The sequence below is a fragment of the Alkaliphilus serpentinus genome (assembly GCF_009017255.1).
Lineage (GTDB): Bacteria > Bacillota > Clostridia > Peptostreptococcales > Natronincolaceae > Alkaliphilus_D > Alkaliphilus_D serpentinus.
Genome location: NZ_WBZB01000026.1, coordinates 21,929 through 48,568 on the forward strand (window position 1 = coordinate 21,929; position 26,640 = coordinate 48,568).

Here is a 26,640-nt window from a genome sequence, read left to right on the forward strand (position 1 = left end):
TTTATATTTTTATATATTATAAAATATTTCCTATAACTAACTTCTTCTACTTTAAAAATAACATTATATAATTCAACTAAATACTGCTTTTTTCCTGCTAGCTATCATTTAAATTCTTACTGATTCAATAATATACCTTAAGGTTTCTTCTTTAAAATTAGTCAGATAAAGTATTAGGCCTACTCAGGCACATTTGATTATTATTGGCGCCCTCAATAGCGTTAGTAGTGAATATATTTTTAATGAAGAAATAGCATCCAACACCATCAATAGCTCTAAATTTGTTGATATGATATGTTGCTTTCAGGCTTGAGTTAATTAAAGGACCCCGTAGGTTTTCTACCTACGGGGTTAACTTTGTCATATTCTTATTTAATTTCAGCAATTACGTTTCCTTTAGTATCGTATAGAGTGCCTTTATCTGTCACAAAGTTATCTCTTATAACGAAATCCCCTTGAACATCTTTTTCCTGACCCTCCTTTATCAAATCAAAAATGTTTTGGTGGCCAGCCTTAACAATTGAATTCTTCTCAATATAATAAACATTATTTTCTTTATCTTCGACAATGCAGCCCCCTAAATCAAAATTTTTTTTTGAATGATTTTGTAGAGTTATTCGATGATTAATTAAATCTAATTGTCTAATGACGATACCACTAAACTCTCTGGTGTCTAGCTCATACTTTTCTCCATCTGTCTTCAATACAATACTTCCGTCTGCCTTTGTATCATAGACTTCAACCTCCAGCTCCTTCAACTTTTCATATACAGCATAAGAAGTTGACTCATCCAGTTCTTCGGAATCTTCAATAAAGCTATTGTAGGATGCATCTATAATTACTACCTTAGGATTTATGTTTTCTAAGATCTCAAGGTTTGTTAAATCCTCCACGCTACTAATGTTGAGTTTTATTATTTCTGTATCTTTAAAATCCTTATAACTCCTATTATCCAGAGTCCCCTTAAGTAATAGCTCTATATTAGTATGTTGAAGTATAATAGTGGGATTATCTAGGCTATTTTTCATTAGTTTTAAATGTACTCCATTGCTTAAATCCATTTTCATATCCTTATATGTAAGGAATACTACAACATTGTTGCTTGGCATTAGTGATAAATTCCCCCTTAATTCATCTGCCTCCTTTTTATCACCGGAATAGAGGAACTTGTAAATATTAAAGCTCTCCATCACATCCTTCAACCCACTTTTCTCATGAAGGTTATAATTGGTTGAAATATATAGTTGGATATCCTTTACCCCTTGATTCTTTAAATAATTTCTCACGATTATTCCATCTTCTTCTCCACCGCTATTAATAAGAATGTGGTAATCTTTATAATCAATTAGGATGCTTTCTCCTTCACCTACATCAATAAAATGAACCTCAATGTTGTTGTCCCTATAGATATTAATTATTCGTTCCTCTTCATCCCATGTTACCTTTCCTTTGAATACCTTCCTTATGAAATCTATGGGTATCATAATATACCCATTAATCCTCATTGGTGACGATTCTAAAGGGATCCTTTCTTCATTGATATAAACGAATTTACTACCTAGCTTAAATCTAATATTACTGTCACCAATTTTTCCTTGAATATTTCTTTCCTCTGAGTTATATTCGTAACTCATACCGAATTTATCTGCTACCAATTCTAATGAAAGGGAAGGTACATTATTTATAATGGCTGCTTGATTTGGCATATCATTTATCTGATGACCCTCAAACCTTATCCTTATATCACCTTCCCCTGCAAAGGTTTGTAATACTGTGATCAATATAATTATCATGATTATAGGTAACATAACCTTACACTTCATCCTAATTTCCCCCTCTTTAATCAATTACTATAATTATATTGTTGTAGTACAAACTATATTCAGTTTTATTGCAAACAAAAAGCCAGCATTATCCTTAAAGATATGCTAGCCTTAATGTTTATCCTATTAAGTTTTCTATTGTTTACACTCTACAAATCTTATGTTTCTAACTGGTTTTTTTATTGTATTTATAGGTGGGAACCATCTTTACCATGTATTCCTTTATATCCTCGCTATTGCCGAAAAGCAATCCCTTTAGTATTTCTAGCTCCCTTTGTAATAGCTTTAAATCCGTAAAAAAGGGTTTTCCAATAAAGATTTTATCATGCTTGGTTGATTGAAGACCTTCCTCATCCATTAATAGCTCTTCATAAAGCTTTTCGCCAGGTCTAAGGCCAGTAACTTCTATGGGAATATCGATATCGGGCTCAAAACCAGATAATCTTATAATGTTTCTTGCTAAATCCATAATTTTAACGGGTTCTCCCATATCCAGTACGAATATCTCTCCACCTTTAGCCATTGAGCCTGCTTGTATCACCAGCTGCACAGCCTCAGGAATGGTCATAAAGTACCTTGTTATTTCTTCATGAGTAACGGTAACAGGGCCCCCCTCTGCGATTTGCTTTTTAAACAGTGGTATTACGCTACCATTACTGCCCAATACATTGCCAAATCTTACTGCCACAAACTCCGTTTTACTAGTTACATTTAAAGATTGTACAATCATCTCTGCAACTCTTTTAGATGCCCCCATTATGTTGGTGGGGTTCACAGCCTTGTCTGTAGAGATTAAAACAAATCTCTTTGAACCACATTGGTGGGCACATTCTGCAACATTCCTTGTGCCGAAAATATTATTCTTAATAGCCTCTTGAGGGTTACTCTCCATTAATGGTACGTGCTTATGAGCAGCTGCATGGAAAACCACCTCTGGTAAGTGCTTAGCAAATATTTCATCTAGCCTTCCTTTATCTCTAATGGATGCAATTATTACATTCAGGTTTAGCTCTGGATGCTTACGTAATAACTCATTTTCTATTTCATAGGCATTATTTTCATAAATATCTAGGATTAAAAGCTTTTTAGGTTTAAATTCTGCAATCTGTCTGCATAATTCAGAGCCTATGGAGCCTCCACCTCCAGTAACTAAAACAACCTTATTGTTCAAATATCCACTTATTTCATCTAAATCTACCTTTACTTGATCTCTTCCCAATAAATCTTCAATGGCAACGTCTCTTATTTTATTAATACTAACCTTACCATCAATTAGCTCATAAATCCCCGGAAGGATCTTTAATTTGCATTTGGTTTTACTACATTCTTCTACAATTTGTCGAACTTCTTGTTTGGATGCAGAAGGTAGAGCAATGATGATTTCATCAATAAGCTTCTTATCTGCAATTTTTGCAATATGATATCGATCCCCTAAAACCGGTACCCCATTGATTTTGGCACCAAGTTTGGAGTCATCATCATCTATTATAGCAACGGGTTTGCTATGTAAGTCATCGTGACTTTTTAATTCCTTTATAACCATTGCCCCGGCCTGGCCAGCGCCTACAATCATAACCCGCTTATACTCTTTATTCTTTAAGAAAAATCCTTCTTTAAAGCCACGGGTAGCCCTTATACTTAAACGAATACCGCCAATTAAAATAATATCTAACAAGAAGGCTAGAATATATATACTCCTTGGCAATCTCTGCTCCGTAATAAACATATATGTGGTGATTCCTGCATTAGCCGTAAAGGAGGTTAAAACAATCTGCACCATTTCCTCAATACTGGCATACTTCCATAGGTTTTTGTACATGCCAAAAACATAGAAAATGACAATTTTAATTAGAGTTAAAGTTATAGCATTTTCTTTATATACCTCTATATATACGCTGGCAACATTAGAACTTAATGCCCCATCAAACCGTATTATAAAAGATATAATAATGGATAAGTTCAATAGTATAATATCTATAAAAAGCAAAAGCATAGATATGGCTTTTTTCTTCATTTCGACACCACCAACATTCCTAGGATAGATTAATAATTATATATCTACTTATTTTCTTTATAAGCTTACAAATTCCTTCACATTATCTCAAATCATATATTGGGAATTTCATCATACTAGAAAAATACCTTTGTAGCACCATGACTTAAACTCATAATCAGAATAGCAGCTATCATATTACCCACTAATATGGCTGGAAAAGCCCATTTAAACCTCATGCCTAGCAAAGCAGCAGCAAGGCTCCCACTCCATACCCCAGTTCCAGGTAGAGGGTTGGCCACGAATAATATTAACCCCAATATACCATATCTCTTAATATTTCCAATCTTGGAGATAGACCTATGGATTAGCTTATCAACCGAGTTTTTAAACAGCTTGATTTGTTTAAGGTAAGCAAAAATGTAACAATTATTATTGCTTTAAACATCTTGTCTTCCGAGCTTCCTCCTTATTGCTCCAATCATTACGTCGACATCTTCAATCTTCATAAAGTAGATTATCCCAAAGTATGAAACCGCTCCGACACCGATCGCTGTTAATAGTGAAAGGTTTTGGCTCAGTGTTGATGTTAGATAATTGAAGCTTAGTTTTGCTAATACACCCATAAGCAATGAAGCTATTAATATTTTTAGGAATGAAATGCTGATTTGCTTCATGCCGAATGGACCTATTTTTTTGCGAAGACTAATAAATAATAGTGCTGTTGTAAATATTGCTGCAATACTTGTTGCTAAGGCTAGCCCACCAATACCTAAATAACGTGAAAGTACAATGTTAAGTATAATATTTAGCACCATACCTATTGCAGCGTTAATCATCGGTGTTTTTGTATCTTGCATTGAATAGAATGCTCTAGATAAAATTTCACGCAATCCGAAACCTACCATGCCTAAAGAATAGAAGAACAAAGCTGATGAAGTTAATATAATAGCTTGTGAATCGAATGCACCTCTACCGAATAATAAACTAATAACTTGGTTTGTAAATGTCATAGATCCAATTGTTACAGGTAACACTATTAAATTTATCCCAGTTATTGCGTCAGACAAAGCTTTCTTTAAGCCTTTAATGTTATTATCAACAACCATTTTAGAAATCAAGGGATACATTACAGTCGCTATAGACATAACAAATATTCCTTGAATAAATGCATTAAGCCTATTAGCATAATTTAAAGCAGAAATTCCACCAACAACCAAAGCTGAAGCGATTGTCCTATCCACTAAGACATTTATTTGATTAACTGATACTCCTATAACTACAGGTAGAGCTAGATAAACTAGTTTTCTTAAATTCTCATCTTTTATGTCTAATTGTAAATTAAATTTAAATCCATTTTTATTTACATATATTAGAACAAGAAATAGTTGTGCCAATAATGATACTACAACACCAATAGGCAACAAGATAATGTTTAATTTTACGCTAAGCCATATTGATATTATTAGGATTATATTATTTGGAATTCCTACTAAAGCTGGTATGTGGAAATTATTTTTCAAGTTCAGATAACTAGTAAAAATATGAATAACTACAGAAATGAATATTCCAAATACTGTAATACGTGTAAACTTTACTGCTAATTCCAGAGTCGTATTATCAAATCCCATAGCAAAAGCTCTAACAATAGGATATGAAAAGTAGTACCCTATAAAAACAAAAATACCACATAATATTAACAATACAATTATTAAATTGTTGGTGAATAGGTCCGCCCTTCTAGTACCATTCCTTCTATCTATATCACTATATAGTGGTATGAAACTTGTAGCTATTCCAGTGCCAATAAAGGAAAAAATAATTCCAGGAATTGTATACGCAATGAGGTAAACATCACTTATATTACTTGCGCCATAAAAATAAGACAATACTACATCTCTTGAAAATCCGAACAACTTAGACACTATTGTTAGAATTATTATTATTAATGTAGCCTTTTTCATCTTAACTTAATATCTAGAAAAAATTTCATGCTATCAAATGTTCTCATGAAATTTCACCTTCCCTTTCATAGGTCATTACCTCATATCTTTTATTGCATTTATTCAAACGGATAATCAATTTCTTCCCCAAATAACTCTATTTACATAATCTGTGTAAGATAATATAATTCTTAAAACCTTTTCAGAGACATTGGGCATGCTATAATCTGTAACATGTCTCAATGTACATCTTCTCTGTGTCTCTAACACCTCAAGTCCCTGAAGAATTCTCTCTTTCTTTAGTCCCACCATCATCACAGATGCTTCTTCCATCGCTTCAGGTCTTTCGTGTGCTTGTCTAATATTCAGTGCTTTAAATCCAAGAATAGATGACTCTTCACTGATTGTCCCGCTATCACTAAGAACAGCTTTTGCATACATTTGAAGTTTCACATAATCATTGAATCCAAGAGGTTTCATAGTTTTTACCAGCGGATTAAACTCGATTCCTTTAGCTTCAATCATTTTTCTGGTTCTAGGATGTGTGCTTACTATAAGTGGCATCTGATACATTTCGGCTATGCTGTTTAAACTATCTACCAAATCCATGAAATTTTGTTCAGAGCTAATATTCTCTTCTCTATGAGCAGAAACTACATAGTATTTCTCTGTTTCAAGTCCTAACCTTTCAAGTACATCTGATTTCTCAATGTCTTCTTTTCTTGAACTAAGAACTTCAAACATCGGGCTACCCGTTTTGATTACTCTATCTGCAGGAAGACCTTCTTTTAAAAGATACTCTCTAGCAATATCGCTATAGGTCAGATTTATATCTGCTGTATGGTCTACAATCTTTCTATTAGTTTCTTCTGGGACTCTCTGATCGAAACATCTATTTCCAGCTTCCATATGGAAGATAGGGATATGTCTTCTCTTTGCAGCTATCGCACATAAACAACTATTTGTATCTCCGAGTACTAGGAACGCTTCTGGCTTTACCTCTTCTAGAATTGGATCAATCTTAACTAAAATGTTACCAATCGTCTCAACAGCGGTTCCTGTTGCAGCATTTAGGAAATAATCCGGCTTCTTTAGATTGAAGTCACTAAAAAACACTTCATTCAACTCATAGTCATAGTTCTGTCCAGTATGAACAAGAACATGATCAATCGCTTCTGACTCATCTAACTTATTTATAACAGCTGACAGCCTAATTATTTCTGGTCTAGTACCAACGACTGTCATGACTTTTAATTTCTTCATCAGTTATACCTCCAAATAATAAGTATCAGGTTTTTCGGGATCAAATGGCTCATTGGCCCACATTAACGTAACCATATCTGCGTCACCAAGATTCTCAATATTGTGTGTATAGCCAGTTGGTATATCTACAACTTCCATCTTATCCCCACTTACGAAATACTCTAATACTTCTTCTGAACCTATTTTCCTAAACCTAATAACACCTTTGCCACTTACAACTAGAAACTTCTCATTCTTCGTGTGATGCCAGTGGTTACCCTTTGTGATTCCAGGTTTTGAGATATTAACTGAAACCTGGCCACGATCATGTGTTTTAAGAAATTCAGTGAATGAACCCCTCTGATCTACATTCATCTTTAAGTCATAACTAAACTGGTCTTCTGGCAAATAGCTTAAGTATGTACTGTAGAGTTTCTTGACAAATTCATCAGACATATTTGGCACTGATCTATCTTCTCTACTATTCTTGAATGAATATATCAAATCTACTATTTCACCTAGTGTTGTGGTATGTACCACAGGCACTTCACAGAATGAATCTACTTTGTTTTCTTTTCCCTCTAGCGAATTAATCAGCTCATTAACGACATCATCTATATAAACAAGATTCATTACTACGCTTGGATCATTCACTTGAATAGGCAAATCATGTGCAATATTATGACAGAAAGTAGCTACTGCACTGTTATAATTAGGTCTACACCATTTACCAAATATATTTGGAAATCTATAAACAAGAACTTTGGCCCCTGTTTCTTTACCATAAGAAAACAAAAGATCTTCCCCTGCTTTTTTGCTTTCGCCATAAGGATTATCTAACTCAGCTTGAATGGAAGAGGAAATCATCACTGGACAGGTGTTATTATGTTTCTTGAGCGAACTTAATATATCTGATGCAAACCCAAAGTTACCCTCCATAAATTCAGATTGTTCTTTTGGTCGATTTACTCCCGCGAGATGAAACACAAAGTCAGCCTCTTTACAGAACCCATCAAGTAAAGAAGACTCTGTATCACGATCATATTCAAAAATTTCAGTGAACTTTCTATTTCTCAGCTCTGCTATTAAGTTTTTTCCTATGAAGCCCTTTGCCCCAGTGACTAGAATTTTCATTATCTATCCCAACTTTCCAATTGTTCTCTTACATAATCAAGTTGAAGTAACTTTTCTTTAATCTGTTCAATATTAAGCCTTTCCGTATTATGAGAGTTGTACTCATCTTCAGATGACAGCTTTTGGTCTCCTTCAACAAAGTACTTGTCATAGTTTAAGTCTCTCTTATCAGCAGGCACTCTATAAAATCCACCCATGTCTTTTGCTACAACATGCTCTTCTTTTGTTAGAAGCGTTTCATAGAGCTTTTCACCATGACGAGTTCCGATTACTTTAATTTCATTGTCTACTTTGAAGAGCTCTTTAACTGCTTGAGCTAAATCCCCGATTGTTGATGCTGGGGATTTCTGAACCATAATGTCTCCTGCTTCAGCATTCTGGAAAGCAAATACAACAAGCTCAACTGCCTCTTCAAGACTCATTAAGAATCTTGTCATGTTAGGGTCTGTAACAGTGAGTGGTTGTCCACTCTTAAGCTGGTCAATGAACAACGGAATTACTGAACCTCTAGAAGCCATGACATTACCATATCTCGTACCACAGATAAGAGTTTTTTCTGGATCAACAGTCTTAGCTTTTGCAACAAATACTTTCTCCATCATAGCTTTGGAGATTCCCATAGCATTGATTGGGTAAGCTGCCTTATCTGTAGAAAGACAAATAACCTTTTTTACTCCCATCTCAATTGCACCTGTAAGTACATTATCTGTCCCCAATACATTCGTCTTGACTGCCTCCAATGGAAAAAATTCACAAGAAGGTACTTGTTTAAGGGCTGCTGCGTGAAAGATATAGTCTACTCCATGCATAGCATTCTTAACACTTGCTAAGTCTCTTACATCGCCTATATAGAACTTTAACTTATCATTTTTATATAGCTTCCTCATATCATCCTGCTTCTTCTCATCACGAGAAAAGATACGAATTTCCTTTATGTCTGTGTTTAGGAATCTTTTCATTATAGCATTCCCAAAAGATCCTGTGCCACCTGAGATTAATAAATTTTTGTCTTTAAACATACAATCATTTCTCCTAACCTTGTAATCTGAATTATTTTATGGCTAAAAATTATATCTTCTATGAAACATTATCCAATATGAAATTGTAAATATAGTTGCTATAAAAGTATCTATAGAGTTTAATAATTGATTATTAGCAGGTACAAATACTAAACCCAAAGAAATTGTAGCAAACAATACAATAGATATTGGATTTTGATGTTTAATAATTTCTAACCAGGCTGTTTGCCACAAATAACCTACTATAACGAATACAAATAAAGTTCCTATAAATGTAAAGTCTGATGCCAACCATGGAAAAATAGTATTCCATGTCCTCAGCCCGTTCCTCCCAAAAACTTCTGTCATCCTGTTCAAATATGTTTTTTCATATATCTCCGAAGTGTTAAACAATACTGCTATTAACTTTGACATGAAATACGAATTCCCTATTCCATATGTCCACTGAAAAGGTAGCTTAAAGCATAGAGATAAACCATAATACCCAGATGACAAATAACCAGTTAGTAGTATTGCAAAACCCAGCCCTAACTCATTTCCTAAAATCTTAAAAATTATGTGGTCGGTATCAAAATACAATTGTCCACCCGCTCTAAAACCATAATTCTCTGCTGTTATTCCTAAAAGTGCATATCTTTGTGCTTGTACAAAAGTAAAAATAATTATTAATACCATTACTAACGATATACTTATCATAACTATTTTCTTTGTTCTTCTCCTGTCAGAGTCCATCATTTTAATTGCCAGGACAATAATTGTATATATGATTATATCACCTAAGAACTTTTGAGTTCCATAAGCCACCATATTCACCATCACTAGTAATATGATAAAAAATATAAAGATACTTTTAAATCTCAGCTTTAGATTCTTCCAATAATATATACCTAAAATCATAGTTGCATTTCTAAAAAATCCTGTTAAAAATCTAAATAGAATCGGAAAGGAATAGAACGAACCATCCTCTCCTAAATTAAGGTCAAGATAATTACTAGCCATATTCGAAATAGATAATGATGCCGGATTTTTTAATAATACTTCCAAAAATTCTAATAAGATTGAAAGGAAGGCAATGTTTAGTGAGATTTTCACAAACTTCATTATTTTTCTTTTGTTATTTGCTGATATAGCATTTACCATTTCATCAGAATACTCACGTTTTTTGTTTATGACAATTTTATATTTGTTTGCAATAGCATAACCTATATATAGACTTAGTAAAAACCCAATAATATATATAAAAACTGGAAATTTATCATAATTATAATACTTCATTGGACCATAAAAGCTTAAAAATAAAGTTGTTAATATATAAAGTGTAAACATCTTAATCGGTAATGATTTCATTTATTCACTCCTAAAATTTACTTGACTACAATATTTTACTGAAAAAATCATCAAATTTACCTACATAACTTTTGAAATTAAAATTTGAATCATTGATACAGTTCATTTTGAGTCTTGAAATTTCTTTTTCAGTTAATTGCAGTATCTTGCTAAATTTGTTAACTGATTCTGTTAAATCTTCATTTATATAAAAACCATTAAAATCATCAACTAAATACATTCCTAAATCACTGGTTTTTGTTGTGATCACAGGAACACCACAATTTATACTTTCAACAAATTTTGTTGGAAAACCAGCATTTGTTAACCTATTGCTTTCCCGAATAAAAATACTAAAATCACTTTTCATTAATTGATCAATACTGTTTATGTGTGATAATCGACCCTTAAAAGAGATTCGATTTCTAAGTTCACTAAGCATATCTTCATGTTCAGGATAGTAGTCAAGATATTCATTAATGGTGAGTCCAATTACTTTCAACTCATAATTCTCACTCTCTTTTAATGAGTATAGAACTTCAATTAATTTATTAATTTTATCTTTATTCTTCCCAGGACTTCCTGAATATGAAAAACTCAATTTGTTACCGGTATTATTTATATACTTACTATCCCATTTAGTTTCATCTTTATCTACCAAAGGGGGCACCCTTAAAACATTGATATTCTTTTTATAGTAATTTTCCAAGTATGTACTTATAACAATTAAGCCGTCCAATCTCTTGTGAACAATTCTCATTCTAAAAAAAGAATCAAAGCCTTTGATAAGTTTAAACAGGAAGTTTGAACCTTTTGTGCTATACCATTCTGTACAATCAGCAATGATTTTAATATTATTCTTTGTACCATATCGTTTAAGTTTATACAAAGCAACTGAAGGATAGTTATACGCTATAACTCCTCTTATATCTGTATATTCGTTTTTTATTACATTAATGAAACTAATTGTAGTTAAAAAACTTAACCATTGGTCAATCTTATGTGGATATGGCACTGACCAACAGTCAAAACCTTGGATACTTTTATGAGTGGTTGAAATATCTGTATTAAAACTTAGTGATTTATCAATACCTACAAATACAACATTGTATCCTAACTCTCTCATTGCTTTCCCATTACTGAGAACTCTATGAGCTGCAGCATTCTTATCCGGTAATTCAAATCCACCTATATATAAAAGAGTTCCGTTTGACATATCACAAATTCTCCCTATACCATTCTATTGCAGCTTCAATTCCTCTTTTAAAACTCCAACTAGGATCATATCCAAGCATCTCTTTAGCTTTGCATATATCAGCATTGCTATGCTTTATATCACCTTTCCTATCAGGTCCAAAGATTGGCTCAATATCTTTTCCAAGTGCTTTACAAAGGGATTTATATACATCTATCAGATATTCTCTTCCACCGTATGCGATATTAAATGCTTCTCCCGCAACTTCCGAAGATGCATTACATGCTTTCAAATTTGCCTCAATAACATTTTCAATATAAGTAAAGTCTCTACTTTGCTTTCCATCGCCATTTATTGTGGGTTGTTCATCATTAAGCAGTTGTTTAATAAACTTTGGAATTACTGCTGCATATGCTCCATTTGGATCTTGTCTTTTACCGAATACATTAAAATATCTTAATCCATAAGTATCTAATCCGTATAGTTTTGAATAAAGCTTCCCATATTCCTCATCAACCATTTTAGTCAAAGCATATGGTGATAATAGGTTTCCTTCTCTTCCCTCTTGTTTTGGGAGATTTGGCTCATCTCCATAAACAGATGAACTGGAAGCATAAACAAACTTCTTCACTCCATTTTGTCTAGCTGCTTCCATCATATTGAGAGTTCCTCGGATATTGATTTCTTCGTAAAGCAATGGCATCTCAATGCTTCTAGGAACACTACCCCAAGCTGCTTGATTTAAGACATAATCTACACCTTCACAAGCTTTCATGCACGTATCTAGATATCTTATGTCCCCTTTTATAAATGTATAGTTAGGATTATCAATAAACAAGTCCACATTAGATTGTTTACCAATGGAAAGATCATCTAGACATCTAACCTTATAGCCTTTATCTAATAAAACCTCGCACAAGTTGGAGCCAATAAAACCAGCTCCACCAGTTACGAGAAATACAGTATCTTTTTTAAACTCTATATTTTCATATCCCACGGCTTATGCACTACCTTTCCTTACAGTCTCCAGTATTTGTATCCTGCAGCTTCGTATTCTTTTCTATCTAAGATTCCTTTAATATCAAGCAATACTTTGCTTTCATAAGATCCTTCTTTAAACATCTTATTGAAATCTTCTTGAGTAAATCTTAAGAACTGGTCATGTCCAACAGCTACAACAATTGCATCCATCTCTTTAATGTCTTCTACTGAATCAAAGTCAATTCCATACTCATGCTTTGCTTCTTCAGCATCTGCTTCTGGATCTGCAATCATCGGAGTGATTCCATATTCTTTAAGCTCATTGACAATATCAATGACTCTAGTATTTCTAGTATCAGGACAGTTTTCTTTGAAAGTAAATCCTAGGATTGCCACTTTTGCATCTTTAACTGGCACATCTGCTTTTATAAGGTTTTTAATTAAATTCTCAACCACATATTTGCCCATATCATCATTAATCCTTCTTCCTGAAAGGATAATTTGTGAATGGTATCCTAGCTGCTCAGCTTTATATGTGAGGTAGTAAGGGTCTACACCAATACAGTGTCCACCGACTAATCCTGGGAAGAAGTTCAGGAAGTTCCACTTCGTTCCAGCAGCTTTTAGAACAGCTTTAGTGTCAATCCCCATCTTGTTAAAGATAATGGAAAGCTCATTCATAAATGCTATGTTAATATCTCTTTGTGAGTTCTCAATAACCTTTGCAGCTTCAGCCACTTTTATAGATTCAGCTCTATGTACTCCTGCATCAACCACAAGTTCATACACTTTCGCAATAATATCAAGAGATTCTTCATCCATACCTGATACGACTTTTACAATAGTCTCTAGCCTATGTACTTTATCACCAGGATTGATTCTCTCAGGTGAGTAGCCTACTTTGAAATCTTCGCCACATTTCATTCCAGATTCCCTCTCAAGAATTGGAATGCATATTTCTTCTGTCACGCCCGGATAAACAGTAGATTCAAATACAACAATAGAACCTTTAGTAAGATTCCTCCCGACTGTTCTACTTGCTGATTCTACTGGTCTTAGATCGGGTGTGTGATCTACGTTAACAGGAGTAGGTACAACAACAATATGAAACTTAGCTTCTTTAAGTTTGCTCTCATCAGCTGTAAACTCTACAGTTGTTGACTTAATTGCATCATCTCCAACCTCTTTAGTTGGATCAATTCCTTTCTTATATAACTCAACTTTCTCTTCACTAATATCAAATCCAATGACATTAACTTTTTTAGCAAAAGAAACTGCTATTGGCATACCAACATAACCAAGACCAACAAGTGAAATTTTTTCTTCTCTATTTTTAATCTTTTCATATAAACTCATATCAATTAACTCCTTTATATTAATCCCATAGTTTTCATAATAGATTTATTGACAATATTTACATCATACTTCTCTTTAGCAAGTTTCAAACTGCGTTCTGCCATAATCCTATTTGTTTCTTGATCTTCTATTAGAATTCTCATCTTATCAACTAAACCATTTACGTCTTTAACAGACACGAGGAACCCATTGTATTCATCTGTGACAGTTTCTCTACATCCAGGAGCATCACTGGTTATAATTGAGCGACCTATTGCCATTGCTTCTAAGACAGTCTTAGGTGTTCCTTCATGATAAGAAGGCAATACATAAGTACTACATTGTTTCAAATAGGGTCTAACATCGGTCTGCTCTCCAAAATACTCAATAATACCCTGCTCAATAAATGGCTGTAGTTCTTCAGACTTCAGTGCTGAAGGATTACTATCATAAGGTCCCACAAGTAAGCATCTTACTTCAGGATATTCAGCCTTAATTCTCTTACAAGCCTCCAAATACTCCATAATACCTTTATCTTTGATTAATCTGCCAATAAATAAAAATGCCGGTGCATTAGGCAATGGTTCTGGTTTAAACTTCTCAAGATTCACACCTGATCCATTGATAATCACAACTTTTTCATCTTCAATAAGTCCGCTATTTACAAATTCGTTTTTATCATCGTTGTTTTGAAAAAACACCTTCTTGCTTGCATTGCATGCTAAACGATACTCAGTCTTCATTATTGTTTTGATTACTCTGTTTTTAAGCCCTTCTCCCCTAAAAATCGACCCAAGACCTGCTATCAGTGGATATACTTCAGTAATACCCTTGGCTTTTGCTGCAAGACTTCCGTAAACTACAGTTTTTGCTTGGTATGCGAATACTTTGTCTGGCTTCTCTTCTTTCATAAATTGCTTAAGATCTCGATACGTCCTTAAATCATTAAAGGGATTTATGCCATTTCTTTCCACAAAGAGTTGCTTATAATGAATTCCATTTTCCTCAAACTTGCTCTTCCAGTTTGATTCAGGTTCTGGTCCTAAAGCTATGACAGAATGTCCATGTTTTATAAATTCTTTCATCATATCCATACGAAACCAAAATAGTGATGACGTATGGCTTGATAGTACAGCTATTTTCATATTGTCAATCCTACTTTCATCACTTAGTTACTTCTTTAAATACTGATTCACTTCAATTTCAATGCCCTCTTCAAAACTCATCGGTCTATAGTTGAAGTCTTTCTTTGCTTCGACATGAGGATAACTTCTGTCTTCACCCATACGTTGAACCCTTTCTACATAATCAATTTTTCCTAAAGTTAGTACCTTCGCTATTTGGGTAAGTACAACTCCAAATGATAAAGGAACACTGACAAAGGTTGTTTTCTTATTAAGATTATCGCTTATCATCTTAAAAACTTCTATCATCTGTATAGGCTTTTCACCTGATAAATCATATGCTTTTCCAGCTGTTTTTTCAGGAGATGTCAATACAGTGTAGAATGCCTTTCCTAAATCCCTTGCATTTACTGGTTGTATTAAACTTCTCCCACCGTTGATAACTGGCATTACTCTAAATTTATCTATCATCTTGATGAACTTACTCATATTGCTATCACACAGATCACCATAGATCATAGTTGGTCTAACAATCGTAACTTTTGTAAGGCAGTTTGGATCTGAAGTCAATTCAGAAACTTTCTTTTCTATGGTATAACCTTGAGAAGCATATTTGAAGTTTGAATATATTCCCGTCGTATGTACTAAGATTGCTCTCTTCACATTGTTCTCAATAGCTGTTTCAACAATCATTGGTGAGTGATGAATATTATAGATGTGCATGATACTATCTATACCACTCATAACTTTTCTAATGAACTCCTTGTCGTTGAGATCTCCATAAACCTTCTCAATATCTAATCCGCTGTTATCCAACATTGAAGTGTCAGATGTTTCCCTAACGATGCAGCGGATTGGTCCTTCATATTTATGAGCAATAAGTTCCTTTAAGAAATATCTGCCTGTATGTCCTGTGATTCCTGTCACTAATAACATCTTCTCACCCCTAATATTTCACTGACTCTTTATCGGCTTTCTTCGTCCCAGTCCCACCTTCAACAACACCATCACTTCTAAGAACACTAAATATCGTCCCAAAGAAACATCTAACATCCATCATGAATCCAATCTTCACTGCGTACTCTCCATCAAGTCTCGCCTTAACATCAATCTCAAGCTCGTCTCTTCCATTAATCTGAGCCCACCCAGTAAGACCAACCGGCACGTCATTAGCACCATATTTGTCTCTTTCTTCAATAAGATCATACTGATTCCAAAGTGCAGGTCTTGGCCCAATGATGCTCATCTCGCCTTTAAAAATATTGATGATTTGAGGCAATTCATCTAGAGAAGTTTTTCGTAGGAACTTACCTACCTTTGTAATCCACTGATCAGGATTCTCTAGAAGATGTGTAGGGGTGTCCTTCGGCGTATCTATTCTCATGGTTCTGAATTTTAATATATGAAAATGACTCTTATAGATCCCGACTCTCTTCTGTTTAAAGAGAACAGGTCCAGGGGAGTCAAGCTTGATTGCAACCATAAGGATTGCAAATATCGGAGAAAGGATGATTAGGCCGATAGCCGATAGCAATATATCAATTAACCTCTTAACTCTCATGTACATATGTTACCCCTCCGAAATTGCTTTCTAGTTGGAATGTTGGAAAGTAGAATGTTGGAATGGTAGAACCATCAATCTAAAGTCTTAATTAATCCAGCCAAAAGTCTTCCTACATCCTTTGATAAATCCAATACATCTTTATACTTTTGTTCATCTATATACTTCAAATCTTTTGCTAATAGCAACTGATACTTTGTTTCTTCCAAAGAACCACGTGCCACCAGCAAAAATCGCTTGTATTCCTTGTTAGAACCTCTTGCTTTACCTTCAACAATATTATTTGGAACTGATGCTGCCGCTCTTCTGATTTGAGAAGTTAGTCCAAATATCTCCTCCTTAGGGAAGCTGTTTGTAATCTGGTATATCTTCAATGTAAGTTCATGAGACTTCTGCCACACAACTAACTTATTCGTATCATCGAACATAGGCTACTCCTTTCCAACTTACCAACATACCAACTTTCTACTTCTTTATTCTTTCACCACTCACGTCGCACTCTATACTCAATTATCCATAGTAAAGCTTCATAACTATCTACTCGGTATTTTACAATTCCTCTAATATATTAATGGTTTCATAACCAAGGGTCTTATACTTTTCATAATCTTCATGATTTGTTACAATAAATACCCCTCTAATATCGTGTTTTTCATCTTCTCCAAAATGAATAAATTTTTCATCAATATCTAATTCTTCTATCGAAGATTTTATAAGGCTACTTATTTCATCTTGACCTAGTATTATAAAAACCTTGTTATACTCACTTAAAACTCTTATGAACAACTTCTTTATCTTTTCTTTGGTGTTGTTTATGTAGGTATAATGGTGCTTTATATACTTATATGTCTTATTTACCTTTTCCACCATCCCCTTCGGTGTTATCATATAAACTACCCTGTTAGCTGGAATATTTTCTATTTTAATGAAGCCTTCTTTAACCATCTTCTTGATAAGAACGTTTATACTGCCTAGGGAAAAACCTGTTTTCTCGGATAACTGTCTTTGGGATAATAGCTTATTTTCATTTATTAACTCTAACAAAATATATTCTTTGTCCACTTAGATACTCCTATGGTAGTTTTTTAGGCGTTCATTTATTGAACGCCTAATTTTAGTATAATGTCTTGTAAAAACTTAGTCAATAACATTGTTATTAATTTGAATGATTTTAAAATTTTTCACAGATAAACTATTATTGCTAAGTCCTTTATGCTCAACTATTATATACTGATTACCAGGTTCTATATCTGGTTGGGTTTGAAATTCAAAACTTTCACTATGACTACTAACAGAGTTTTGTTGATGTTGAAGGCTCACTTCACCAGATCTGCTAAAAACCCATACTCTAGCATTTTCTAAGTTGGTATCTTCACTAAATTCTACCTCTACTTGATATTTTGTATTGGGTTGTAAGCTAATATCACTTGAGTAAACCCCGCCTCTATCTCCTTCAATATTTTCTAGTTTCATTCCCTTTTGTGAACTTTCGATTCTTTGAGTTTTATTTTGAGGATTCCATATACGCCAATAATCTGGAACATTGTTTTCATCAAAATCAGTTGAAAAATAGCTTATATATACATAGTCAGCGAGTTGTAATAACTTGTTTGGTGATTCAATATTCTTGATAAAATACTGAAGCTTATTATACTTTGCCTGTGTAGCAGAGGTTTGTATAATTTTTTTGTCAGTTTTTTTATTGGCACGCATTATATCCTCTTTTATGCTCATTGCTTTTTCATACATCTTAAGGGCTTCTTTAGTGTCCTCCTGTTGCATGAAATAGTCTCCAATAGAAGAATAAGCATCCAACTTAATTTGGTATATCTCTGGCTTGTATGGATTATTCTTCACTAAGTCTTCGGCTATTTCTTGTGCCTCATCAAACTTACCCCTTTGAAGGAAATGGGCAATGGCATGATATGAAACATCTAAATCGTACGGCGAATTATTTAAGGCAGCACTAATATGCTTATCTGCTTCAAAAATGAGTTTCTGCTGCTGTGTTTGTTGGGCTGATGCCCTTAGTAACTGTGCTAAGTCTACTCTATATTTTGCAGAAAAGGGGTCTCTTATTACAGCTTTTTGATAAAGGGCTAGGGACTTTCCACCATTCCCTTTTTCTGCCTCCTTTACGGCCTCCATAGCATTACTGTAGCCTGTATAAAGGGAAGATGTAAATAAGAGAAAAATTATCGACAGCATAAATGCTCCAGCTAGGTTTACTTTTCTTCTGCTATAGGTCCATCTTAATATTTTGATGTTTAACATAGGTTCCCATTGAATTAGACTTAGTATTGTAAATAGCAATAGTATTATTGAGAAATATGCAAAGTTAAAATCTAATCCGCTGTGGGCTAGAAGGACTAGTGTCGCGATAACAAGAGAAATATTGATGGTACAGTATCTTCTTGCAGCCTTATACAGTTCTACGCCTAAAAGCAGTAACAATATTAATATAACCAAGAGTCCTATAATACCTGTTTCGACTAATACTCGTAGATATAGATTGTGGGGTTCATTACTATAATAGGTATATGACTGATAGGCACTATACAAATACCCCCAAGCCTTTCCCCCCGCACCAATTATGGGATAATCATAGAATATTTTACCTCCGTCTTTATAAAAGGCTAGTCTGGCAGAGGAACTATTTTCATTTAGGTCAATTGCATTAAGACGGCTTATTAAGGATTCTGGTAAATATTTGTACTTCAGTTTTATATTTTGAATAAAGTTACTCTTCCCATCTAACAACATTGCCTCATCAAAAGTCACTTTTATTCCAGGATGAACTGCAGTAAAATCTATTAGTGCCTTTTCTGTTGTAAGCTCTGTAGTAAAAGGGATCTTAATATATCCTGATTCGCCAACCTCTGCTATTCTATCATCTAGTAGAGCTTGTTCTCCCTTATCGTCTGCTCCAAATACTCTTATTCTCCATGTCCATTGTTTTTCATTTGATCCTTCCACACCTACATTTACAGATAAAATATAGTTTTGGTTAGGATAAACCTCTATAGTTCTTCTTATGCTGTTCCATTTATTTTCTGATGCATTTAAATTATCAAATACCAATGGTTCTGTTATATTAAAGGCAAGAACTCCTAAAGATCCCGCCAGTAGAACTCCAATTAAAGGGATTATAACGAGGGTTTTCACAGAAACTGATTGGAGTTTTGAAGCAATCCACTGAAAAACCCAATGAAGCAAGGTGAATCCTATAATTCCTACTATAAATATGCCTATTAATTTAATATTTCCCTGGTTCTCTGATGAGGTCACCTGAGTAAAGGGTTGCATAACTAATAGTGTTGGAATTACTATAGATATACCAAATAATATGGCAATTATCTTCTTCATATTAGGAATTGCTAATATATAAAGCAGAAAAAATAGTGGGAAAACCAACCAGGCCGCCCTAGAGTAGGTGAATATAAATGTGAAAAATAGGATATATGCCATAACCCCATTTGCATATGCCTTCCACCTATTGTCTTCTTCTAACATAAGTCCTAGGGCAATAAATAAACAGGTCATCATCATAGCTGCAAGGGTATTGGGGTACTGAAAGGTGGAGGATATACGGTTACCTATTACGGAATCAGTCAAACTTATATAGCCCCCTAAAGAACCAATTCCAACTATGGCCACTGTCACTCCACTTAAAACTATGGAATACATAATGATTATACGATGCTTTATCTCATGAGCATAGTCTTTCACTAACAAGTACAAGAAATAGGCATTTATATACTTTAATGCCTCTCCTATAGCATCCCTTAAACTTACAGCCTGTTGAAAAAGTATAGGCAGAAGATACGCAACTACAAGTAACAATCCTAAATAGTCCATAGGGTTGCTTAGGATGATTTTCTCTTCTTTAAAATATTTCTTTACAATCCAAAGGGCAAATAGACCAAAGGATATTAAATGGGTCAACAATACTTCTTTGGTAAAGAATAGTCCCCTAAGTAAAGGCGCTGTAAAAATAAGCAGACAGGCTACCGCAAAGACAAACAAACCAATTTTACTAGCTGTATCGTTATTATTAAGATACTTTTTAGATGTTTTTTGTTTCGCAATCTTTGGCATAATAACAACTCCTAATTAGCTACATGGTTCTTAGCAATTTTATCCTTATCCTCAGAGTTCCAATATTCAATAAAGAAGGCAGCAAATACACTTATCATCAGACCCAGCACTGCTGCAATGGCAACATTCAAGACTTTACGAGGCCCAACCGGTTGGGTTGTTGGATAGGCTTTTGAAATAACGATCATATTAGATTCTCCGATTTGAGACGATTCTGTAACCCGTAATTCTTCATGTTTTTCTACAAAGGCATTATAAGTATTTTGAGCCACATCTACCTTTTGTCTAATGATTCTTTCTTCATGTTCCTTCTCAGCAAGTTCAGCTTGAAGGGTTTCAATTTGGAACTGGGTTTCATTTATTTTCCCTTGTAGATTTGTTAGTCTAGCATCTACTTCTGCCAGTTCAATAACGAAAGTGTTTAGTGCAGTTTCCAATTCAAGATACACAGGGTTAATTTCTTCCGATTCAACTTTTATCCCGGCTAACTCACGGGTGGAACTATTTGTATTCTCCTCTACTAAGTCTTTCATCAAAGGGTCATCTAATATAGTTTTGTTAGTAATGAGTTTCTTATCAGTATTGATAATTTGCTGTTCAATTCTTCCTATAGACTTCTCTAGAACGTCCTTTCTCATCTGGGAGTTGGTATTCTCCGTTTTAAATTCTGTAATCTGTGTAAGCTTTGCTTCCAGCTCTCTTTTTAACTCCTCAGTTCCCTTTGGTTGAGCAAGGTAATTTCTTAATTCAATTAGTGCTTCATCTAGCTTTTCCTTCTCAAATACCATTTGGGCTTCGATGTAGCTTGAAGAAGCTGTTGCTTGTTCCTTAGCCTTATCAGAGACAAAGGAAACAAACTCTTCTCCGACCTTATTAACAATTGATGCTGCTTTTTCTGGATCATTATCCTTCATCTTAATTGTAATTAAGTTTGTATCCTTAATAGTTTCTAACTCAATTTTCTTTGCAAGGGTTTCGATATCATATATATCCTCTAGCCCTAGATCGGCAATGGTTTGGCGCATGATACGAGGCGCTTTAATTTGTTGCTTATAAGTTTCCAGGGTCATATCAGGAAAGCGGGATAAAGAGTCTAATATATTATCTATTCCTTCGCTATTAAACTGATTTGGTTGTAGTCTCTCACTAAAATTTGAAGCCATTAATACCATTTTAGTTTCATAAACTGGCTCCAATAGGGCAAAGCTTACTACTGCTGATATAAGTACTGCTAATATTGTAATTCCTATAATCATTGTTTTTCGTTTTAATAGTATTTCAATCAGTTCTCTTAAGCTAATCTCTTCCACAATGAACCCTCCATTAATAAATTATCTAGCTTTAATATTGTGTAGTTCAACAAAAAACACGAAATTCCTTTCACACCAACAAGATAGTTCAAATTGATTTGGGTTTTCACATAAGTAGATTATATCATAATGCCAGTTTCAAATCTTACATTTTTGTATTACAGTTTCTTTACAATACCTTTCTATAAGTTACTCTAAGATTATCACTCTTATAACACATTTTAAAACAGTTATAAAAAGGACAGATATTCAAAAGAATACCTGCCCCAACTATTGACATAGAGCCTAATAACAAAAGAGAGACTCAAATGAGTCTCTCTTTAAGTTCATACATTATTATCTAACGTCGAAGCTTGGAAGTTCTTCGTCAGCCATAAATGTGTTACCGTCTGAGTCAACAACATTTACTTTTTGAGTTACTTTTGGAGCATCTGGAACAGTTTTGCCAGATTTAGCCGTAAAAGTAATTACTACTACATTATCTGTACCAATCTTAACATCCACATCGCTCACATTAGCATTTTCAACAGTGAATGTCAATGAAGATAAAGCTGCTGCATCAATTGCTTCAGAGAAAGTAATTTCAATTTCTGTATTGCTTACTCTTTCAACAATGTACTCATCTTCATTAGCACCTGAAGTGTATACCATGATTTCTGGAGCTATTGAGTCTGCTATAAAGCTGTTTGCGAATACTATCTCAGTTCCTGTTTGTGAATCATAATCAGCTGAATCATTAGCAAATGATGTAATCTCAGTTCCAAATGAATTTTTAATGCCTTCTCCAAACAGAATCTCAAACGTTACATTTGATTTGTCAGTTTCGAAGGCTTTGCTTCCATATACAAACTCAAGAACTGTTACACCTTTATCTTCAGTTTGTGTTAAAGTAAAGTTATTTCCACCATTTACTTCGAAAGCATCACTTGTTACACCTGTTAATAAGTCATTGAACTTAACTACTAAAGTATCTTTGCTTGTAGCTTCAATGCTTGTCACCTTAACAAATTGTGATGATTGAATATTTGTTTGTAGATCTACAATCTTTGGTACAATTTTATTACCTGCTAAGTCTTTTACGTTGATAACCTGAAGCTTAACATTGGCCTCTACATCTGCATTAGTATAAAGGATGTCAGCTTGAGCGTCGGTTAAAGGTAACTTAACTCGAGTATTTGCACCATCAAATGATGGATCTTCTGTTAATATAGTTACCGCATTGCCTACTACGATGGCATAGTTAGATGCTTCTAAAGCAGTATCAGCATCTACAGCTTCGCTGAATCTTACAAATAGCGCTTTGTTGCTGAATACATTATCTCCAGATTTAACTTCCTTAAACTTGATATCATAGTATACTTCTTCAGCAACTGGCTTAGTTTTGTCAGTAACTTCAACTAATTGAGTGTAAAGTGTAATCTTGCTAGCAACTAAAGCTGTATCTTGTACATCCTTAATGTTAACCGTTAACACTTCACCTGGTTGCTTCTTGCTTAGCTTTAACTCTACTGATTTTTCTTTCTTGTTCTGGATAGTTACTGTTAAACCATCAATTTTCTTACCATCTTCGTCTAACACTTCAACATTTTTACCTTCGAACTTGTCGTAAGCCTTGTTGAATTTAACTACTAATACGTCTTCTGCTTTAACTTCAATCTCAGTAACTTCGATTGGAGTTTTGTCTACAGAGATTCCTACTGTCATAGTTTGATCTCCAAGTTTGTTACCCCAATGGTCTTTAATGTCAGACCCTTTAATTCCTACTGTAATATTACCTTCAGGAAGTGGCTTGCTGTTAGTATTACCAGATTCCCAGAATTGAACGTATACTTTTGTTACATAATCTGTAGCTTTTACTGTTACTGCATCAGCTCCACTGAATTCAGCTGTTTTGAAAACTTCAAGTGCTTCCCAAGCAGTGAAAGTGTGGTAGAACATGTCAGCTTCAATACCTTTTACAGGCTTGTTGAATTCAACAACTACATATGTTTGCTCCGCCTTTGTTATAGTCGCTACTGGTGGAGTTACATCTTTAACATAGTTGAACTCTAATGTTTTATTGATGTTCTTGTATGTTGCATAGTCAACGAAACCAGTAACTTTTACTGTATAATCTTTGCCATCTACAAAGTTTGTAAATGTTTCAACAACAACTACATTAGTTCCATCAACAGTTACTTTGTTTCCTAAGGTTGTTTTATCTTGCTTAACTTCAACTGTACCAGCAGTTTTAATTGGCTCAGAGAATCTAAGCTCAAGATTTCTAGGTCCAGTTACAACTACTTCTTGAATTTCTGGTAAAGTAGCGTCGAAAGCTGTAAATTTAGTTTCTGTTTTTTCAATAGCTTCACCAGCTAAGTTTTTAACTTTATCAACTGTTAAAGTGTACTCAACTTGGTTTGCTAATTCTGTTTTGATTGTAAGTACTACGGTCTTTCCATCTGCTTGAAGAGTTGCAATAGCTTCTTTTTCTTTGTTTAGAGAGAAGTTTGCATCTACAACTGTTTCAACATCAACTTCTTGGTTGAATTCTACAACAACTTCTTTTAGGTTGTCAGCAGAAACTGAAACTACTTCTAGGAAATCAACTTCCCATACTACTGTAATTTCGAATACTTCTTCTAAGTATTCAACAAGTACTGCAGTTTCTACATTAGCTTCTAGAGCTTCAGTTAACTCATAAGCTACAGTAACATCATCGTTGAAAGTAACTTCGATGTTTGTGCTATCAACTACTACTACTTCAACAACTGTTAACTCTTCTACATAACCAAGGGCTGCTTCAAGAACAACGCCATCTTTAGTTTCTGTAGCTAAGGCTGTTAAGATAGTGTCAGCCATTTGGCCTCTAGTAATGTTAGCGTTCATTTCGATTGATCCATCTACTAAACCAAGAGCTGCTGCCTTAGCATAGTATCCTGATGGCCAAGCTAAACCTTCTAAGTCTGCTCCGTAACCTAATGCTCTCATTAATACTGTAAGAGCTTGAACATAAGTTACTTCTGCTTCTGGCATATACTTGTTGTTACCTACTCCGTTTACTAAACCATCTTTGTAGGCTTTTCCGATGAATGGAGCGTAGTATCCGCTTACATCATCAAAAGGTGCTGCTTCATTTAAAGCTTGAACCTCTGCGTCAGTATTACCTGTTAATCTTGTAGAGAATACTGCAAATTGTGCTCTTGTTAATGTTTGATCAAGCATTAAGTTACCTGATCCATCGCCAATTAATACACCATAATCTTGTAGCTTCTGAATATCAGTAGCTGTTGGTGCAGCGAAGGCAAATCCAAATGTTCCTAGTACCATTGCTAATACTAGTACTAACGATAGGACTTTCTTCATTATGTCTTCCTCCTTTTTATCTTTGTTTTGAAGTGGGTTGAATTTAGGATGTTAGCTGTAACCCCTTCTTTAAACCAGCTAATCCTTTAAATTGTATAGAAGCGGTATAAAATATGTATCCGCTATCTATAAAGTTGATTATACCACCGTACTATTGCTAGGTCAACGATGGTGTGGTGATTGTAACATAACTGTAATAAACAACTTAGGTATGTTCAATCTTTACAAGTACAATTATACACTTGTATAAACCAAAATACCATTACAGTTATATTACAAGTTTTTTGCATGTGTATGACGACAAAGGAATCCTTTACCACTACACATAGTTATCCACCTTCATAGTATTCTAGACTTAGCAGAAAATTCCTTCTTTAATTCTAAGAAATTTCGTAGAATTTTTGATGGATTCTGTTATCTATAAATATATACCCATTTTCTTGGACAATATACATAGATAAAAGAAAATGAGAAATGTTGAATGTTGAATGTTGAATTCAGGATGCTTCGATACATCGAAGCTATTTTATAAAGAACAAAGAATGAAGAACTAAATATTAATGTTGAATGTTGAATTAAAAGAAAAACATGCCTTGTTAGACATGTTATTTATCAACTAATCTTCTCTATATCTAATTTTCTTTGTAATAGCTGTTAAGAGACTAATGATTTCTTCACATTCTTTAAGTAATGGATCGACTAACTTAGACTCTGCCTCTTCTCCATCCTTAATTAAACATAACCAGTACTTTGCTTCAGCTGCTTCTTTAAGAGCTATGTACAATTTATGTCCGAAGTCCTTTTTTGTAGGTGCATATTGTGCTTCTTCTATATTAGCCCCGACACTTGTACCTGACCTCTTTAACTGATTAGATAGTATATATTCTTTCTTAACCATTCTCATATGTTTGGAAAACTTAATAATGTTGACAGAGAATTTAAAGGATTTTTCTCTTATAATTCTTTCATAAGAATAACCTATTTAATAGATTTTAGTAGCCTTATACTGGCCTCTTGGTTGTCGACTCGGTCTGTTAGTATATCTAGTCTATTATTAATTTGGTGAATACCTTCAATACTCTGTTTGTAGCCATCGTACAAAGCTTTATGATTTTCGTCCATTCTATTTTCTAATCTTACAATGTCTTGTTTAGTTGCCATCTCAGATCTTACATCATCAATATCTTGTTTAGTTGCCATCTCAGATCTTA

General features: G+C 34.1%; 21 protein-coding genes. All 21 read right to left on the minus strand.

Annotated features, from left to right (window positions below):
- Positions 1-368: 368 nt before the first annotated feature.
- Complete coding sequence (locus F8153_RS08840; protein WP_151865999.1) at positions 369-1,823, minus strand: stalk domain-containing protein; 1,455 nt, start codon at positions 1,821-1,823, stop codon at positions 369-371.
- 166 nt (positions 1,824-1,989) lie between these two features.
- Positions 1,990-3,837 carry a nucleoside-diphosphate sugar epimerase/dehydratase gene (locus tag F8153_RS08845; protein ID WP_151866000.1) on the minus strand — a complete coding sequence of 616 codons (1,848 nt, stop codon included), beginning with the start codon at positions 3,835-3,837 and terminating at the stop codon, positions 1,990-1,992.
- Between the two features lie 116 nt (positions 3,838-3,953).
- Complete coding sequence (locus F8153_RS08850) at positions 3,954-4,238, minus strand: COG2426 family protein (RefSeq protein WP_151866001.1); 285 nt, start codon at positions 4,236-4,238, stop codon at positions 3,954-3,956.
- A gap of 18 nt (positions 4,239-4,256) precedes the next feature.
- Positions 4,257-5,780 carry a murein biosynthesis integral membrane protein MurJ gene (murJ, locus tag F8153_RS08855; RefSeq protein WP_151866002.1) on the minus strand — a complete coding sequence of 508 codons (1,524 nt, stop codon included), beginning with the start codon at positions 5,778-5,780 and terminating at the stop codon, positions 4,257-4,259.
- 114 nt (positions 5,781-5,894) lie between these two features.
- The gene (wecB, locus tag F8153_RS08860; protein ID WP_151866003.1) at positions 5,895-7,022 is read right to left on the minus strand and encodes a non-hydrolyzing UDP-N-acetylglucosamine 2-epimerase; all 1,128 of its coding nucleotides are present in this window, start codon (positions 7,020-7,022) and stop codon (positions 5,895-5,897) included.
- A 3-nt stretch (positions 7,023-7,025) separates the two neighbouring features.
- On the minus strand, positions 7,026-8,135 hold the full coding sequence (locus tag F8153_RS08865) for a capsular polysaccharide biosynthesis protein CapF (protein ID WP_151866004.1): 1,110 nt from the start codon (positions 8,133-8,135) through the stop codon (positions 7,026-7,028).
- Entirely contained in the window at positions 8,135-9,154 is a 1,020-nt protein-coding gene (locus tag F8153_RS08870) for a polysaccharide biosynthesis protein (RefSeq protein ID WP_151866005.1), read from the minus strand. The genes F8153_RS08865 and F8153_RS08870 overlap by 1 nt, the downstream gene beginning before the upstream one ends.
- A gap of 42 nt (positions 9,155-9,196) precedes the next feature.
- Positions 9,197-10,501: a hypothetical protein gene (locus F8153_RS08875; RefSeq protein ID WP_151866006.1), complete on the minus strand. Its 1,305-nt coding sequence runs from the start codon at positions 10,499-10,501 to the stop codon at positions 9,197-9,199.
- A gap of 25 nt (positions 10,502-10,526) precedes the next feature.
- Complete coding sequence (locus tag F8153_RS08880) at positions 10,527-11,696, minus strand: glycosyltransferase (RefSeq protein ID WP_151866007.1); 1,170 nt, start codon at positions 11,694-11,696, stop codon at positions 10,527-10,529.
- A gap of 1 nt (position 11,697) precedes the next feature.
- Complete coding sequence (locus F8153_RS08885) at positions 11,698-12,672, minus strand: SDR family oxidoreductase (RefSeq protein ID WP_151866008.1); 975 nt, start codon at positions 12,670-12,672, stop codon at positions 11,698-11,700.
- A 20-nt stretch (positions 12,673-12,692) separates the two neighbouring features.
- Positions 12,693-14,012, minus strand: a complete 1,320-nt coding sequence (locus F8153_RS08890) for a nucleotide sugar dehydrogenase (protein ID WP_151866009.1) — start codon at positions 14,010-14,012, stop codon at positions 12,693-12,695.
- A 14-nt stretch (positions 14,013-14,026) separates the two neighbouring features.
- Entirely contained in the window at positions 14,027-15,136 is a 1,110-nt protein-coding gene (locus F8153_RS08895) for a glycosyltransferase family 4 protein (RefSeq protein ID WP_151866010.1), read from the minus strand.
- Between the two features lie 27 nt (positions 15,137-15,163).
- The gene (locus tag F8153_RS08900; RefSeq protein WP_151866011.1) at positions 15,164-16,051 is read right to left on the minus strand and encodes an SDR family oxidoreductase; all 888 of its coding nucleotides are present in this window, start codon (positions 16,049-16,051) and stop codon (positions 15,164-15,166) included.
- A gap of 10 nt (positions 16,052-16,061) precedes the next feature.
- The gene (locus F8153_RS08905) at positions 16,062-16,682 is read right to left on the minus strand and encodes a sugar transferase (RefSeq protein ID WP_151866012.1); all 621 of its coding nucleotides are present in this window, start codon (positions 16,680-16,682) and stop codon (positions 16,062-16,064) included.
- A gap of 68 nt (positions 16,683-16,750) precedes the next feature.
- A complete protein-coding gene (locus F8153_RS08910) occupies positions 16,751-17,104 on the minus strand; it encodes a four helix bundle protein (protein WP_151866013.1) in 354 nt (117 codons plus the stop codon).
- A gap of 121 nt (positions 17,105-17,225) precedes the next feature.
- A complete protein-coding gene (locus F8153_RS08915) occupies positions 17,226-17,738 on the minus strand; it encodes a winged helix-turn-helix transcriptional regulator (protein WP_151866014.1) in 513 nt (170 codons plus the stop codon).
- Positions 17,739-17,813: 75 nt separating this feature from the next.
- Positions 17,814-20,774, minus strand: a complete 2,961-nt coding sequence (locus F8153_RS08920) for an O-antigen ligase family protein (RefSeq protein WP_151866015.1) — start codon at positions 20,772-20,774, stop codon at positions 17,814-17,816.
- 11 nt (positions 20,775-20,785) lie between these two features.
- Positions 20,786-22,084 (minus strand): GumC family protein, encoded by a 1,299-nt coding sequence (locus F8153_RS08925; RefSeq protein ID WP_151866016.1) that lies wholly within the window; start codon positions 22,082-22,084, stop codon positions 20,786-20,788.
- 336 nt (positions 22,085-22,420) lie between these two features.
- Positions 22,421-25,429, minus strand: a complete 3,009-nt coding sequence (locus F8153_RS08930; protein WP_151866017.1) for an Ig-like domain-containing protein — start codon at positions 25,427-25,429, stop codon at positions 22,421-22,423.
- A 616-nt stretch (positions 25,430-26,045) separates the two neighbouring features.
- Positions 26,046-26,411, minus strand: coding sequence for a four helix bundle protein (locus F8153_RS08935; protein WP_151866018.1), 366 nt, complete (start codon positions 26,409-26,411; stop codon positions 26,046-26,048).
- A partial coding sequence (locus F8153_RS08940; RefSeq protein ID WP_151866019.1) for a hypothetical protein occupies positions 26,408-26,640 on the minus strand: 233 nt, incomplete at its 5' end. The genes F8153_RS08935 and F8153_RS08940, both read right to left, overlap by 4 nt.

Coding starts and splice junctions, on each gene's coding strand:
- wecB (WP_151866003.1), bottom strand. CDS start 7,022: ATGAAGAAATTAAAAGTCATGACAGTCGTTGGTACTAGACCAGAAATA.
- F8153_RS08845 (WP_151866000.1), bottom strand. CDS start 3,837: ATGAAGAAAAAAGCCATATCTATGCTTTTGCTTTTTATAGATATTATA.
- F8153_RS08905 (WP_151866012.1), bottom strand. CDS start 16,682: ATGTACATGAGAGTTAAGAGGTTAATTGATATATTGCTATCGGCTATC.
- F8153_RS08930 (WP_151866017.1), bottom strand. CDS start 25,429: ATGAAGAAAGTCCTATCGTTAGTACTAGTATTAGCAATGGTACTAGGA.
- F8153_RS08900 (WP_151866011.1), bottom strand. CDS start 16,051: ATGTTATTAGTGACAGGAATCACAGGACATACAGGCAGATATTTCTTA.
- F8153_RS08875 (WP_151866006.1), bottom strand. CDS start 10,501: ATGAAATCATTACCGATTAAGATGTTTACACTTTATATATTAACAACT.
- F8153_RS08870 (WP_151866005.1), bottom strand. CDS start 9,154: ATGTTTAAAGACAAAAATTTATTAATCTCAGGTGGCACAGGATCTTTT.
- F8153_RS08910 (WP_151866013.1), bottom strand. CDS start 17,104: ATGTTCGATGATACGAATAAGTTAGTTGTGTGGCAGAAGTCTCATGAA.
- F8153_RS08865 (WP_151866004.1), bottom strand. CDS start 8,135: ATGAAAATTCTAGTCACTGGGGCAAAGGGCTTCATAGGAAAAAACTTA.
- F8153_RS08840 (WP_151865999.1), bottom strand. CDS start 1,823: ATGAAGTGTAAGGTTATGTTACCTATAATCATGATAATTATATTGATC.
- F8153_RS08895 (WP_151866010.1), bottom strand. CDS start 15,136: ATGAAAATAGCTGTACTATCAAGCCATACGTCATCACTATTTTGGTTT.
- F8153_RS08890 (WP_151866009.1), bottom strand. CDS start 14,012: ATGAGTTTATATGAAAAGATTAAAAATAGAGAAGAAAAAATTTCACTT.
- murJ (WP_151866002.1), bottom strand. CDS start 5,780: ATGAAAAAGGCTACATTAATAATAATAATTCTAACAATAGTGTCTAAG.
- F8153_RS08920 (WP_151866015.1), bottom strand. CDS start 20,774: ATGCCAAAGATTGCGAAACAAAAAACATCTAAAAAGTATCTTAATAAT.
- F8153_RS08880 (WP_151866007.1), bottom strand. CDS start 11,696: ATGTCAAACGGAACTCTTTTATATATAGGTGGATTTGAATTACCGGAT.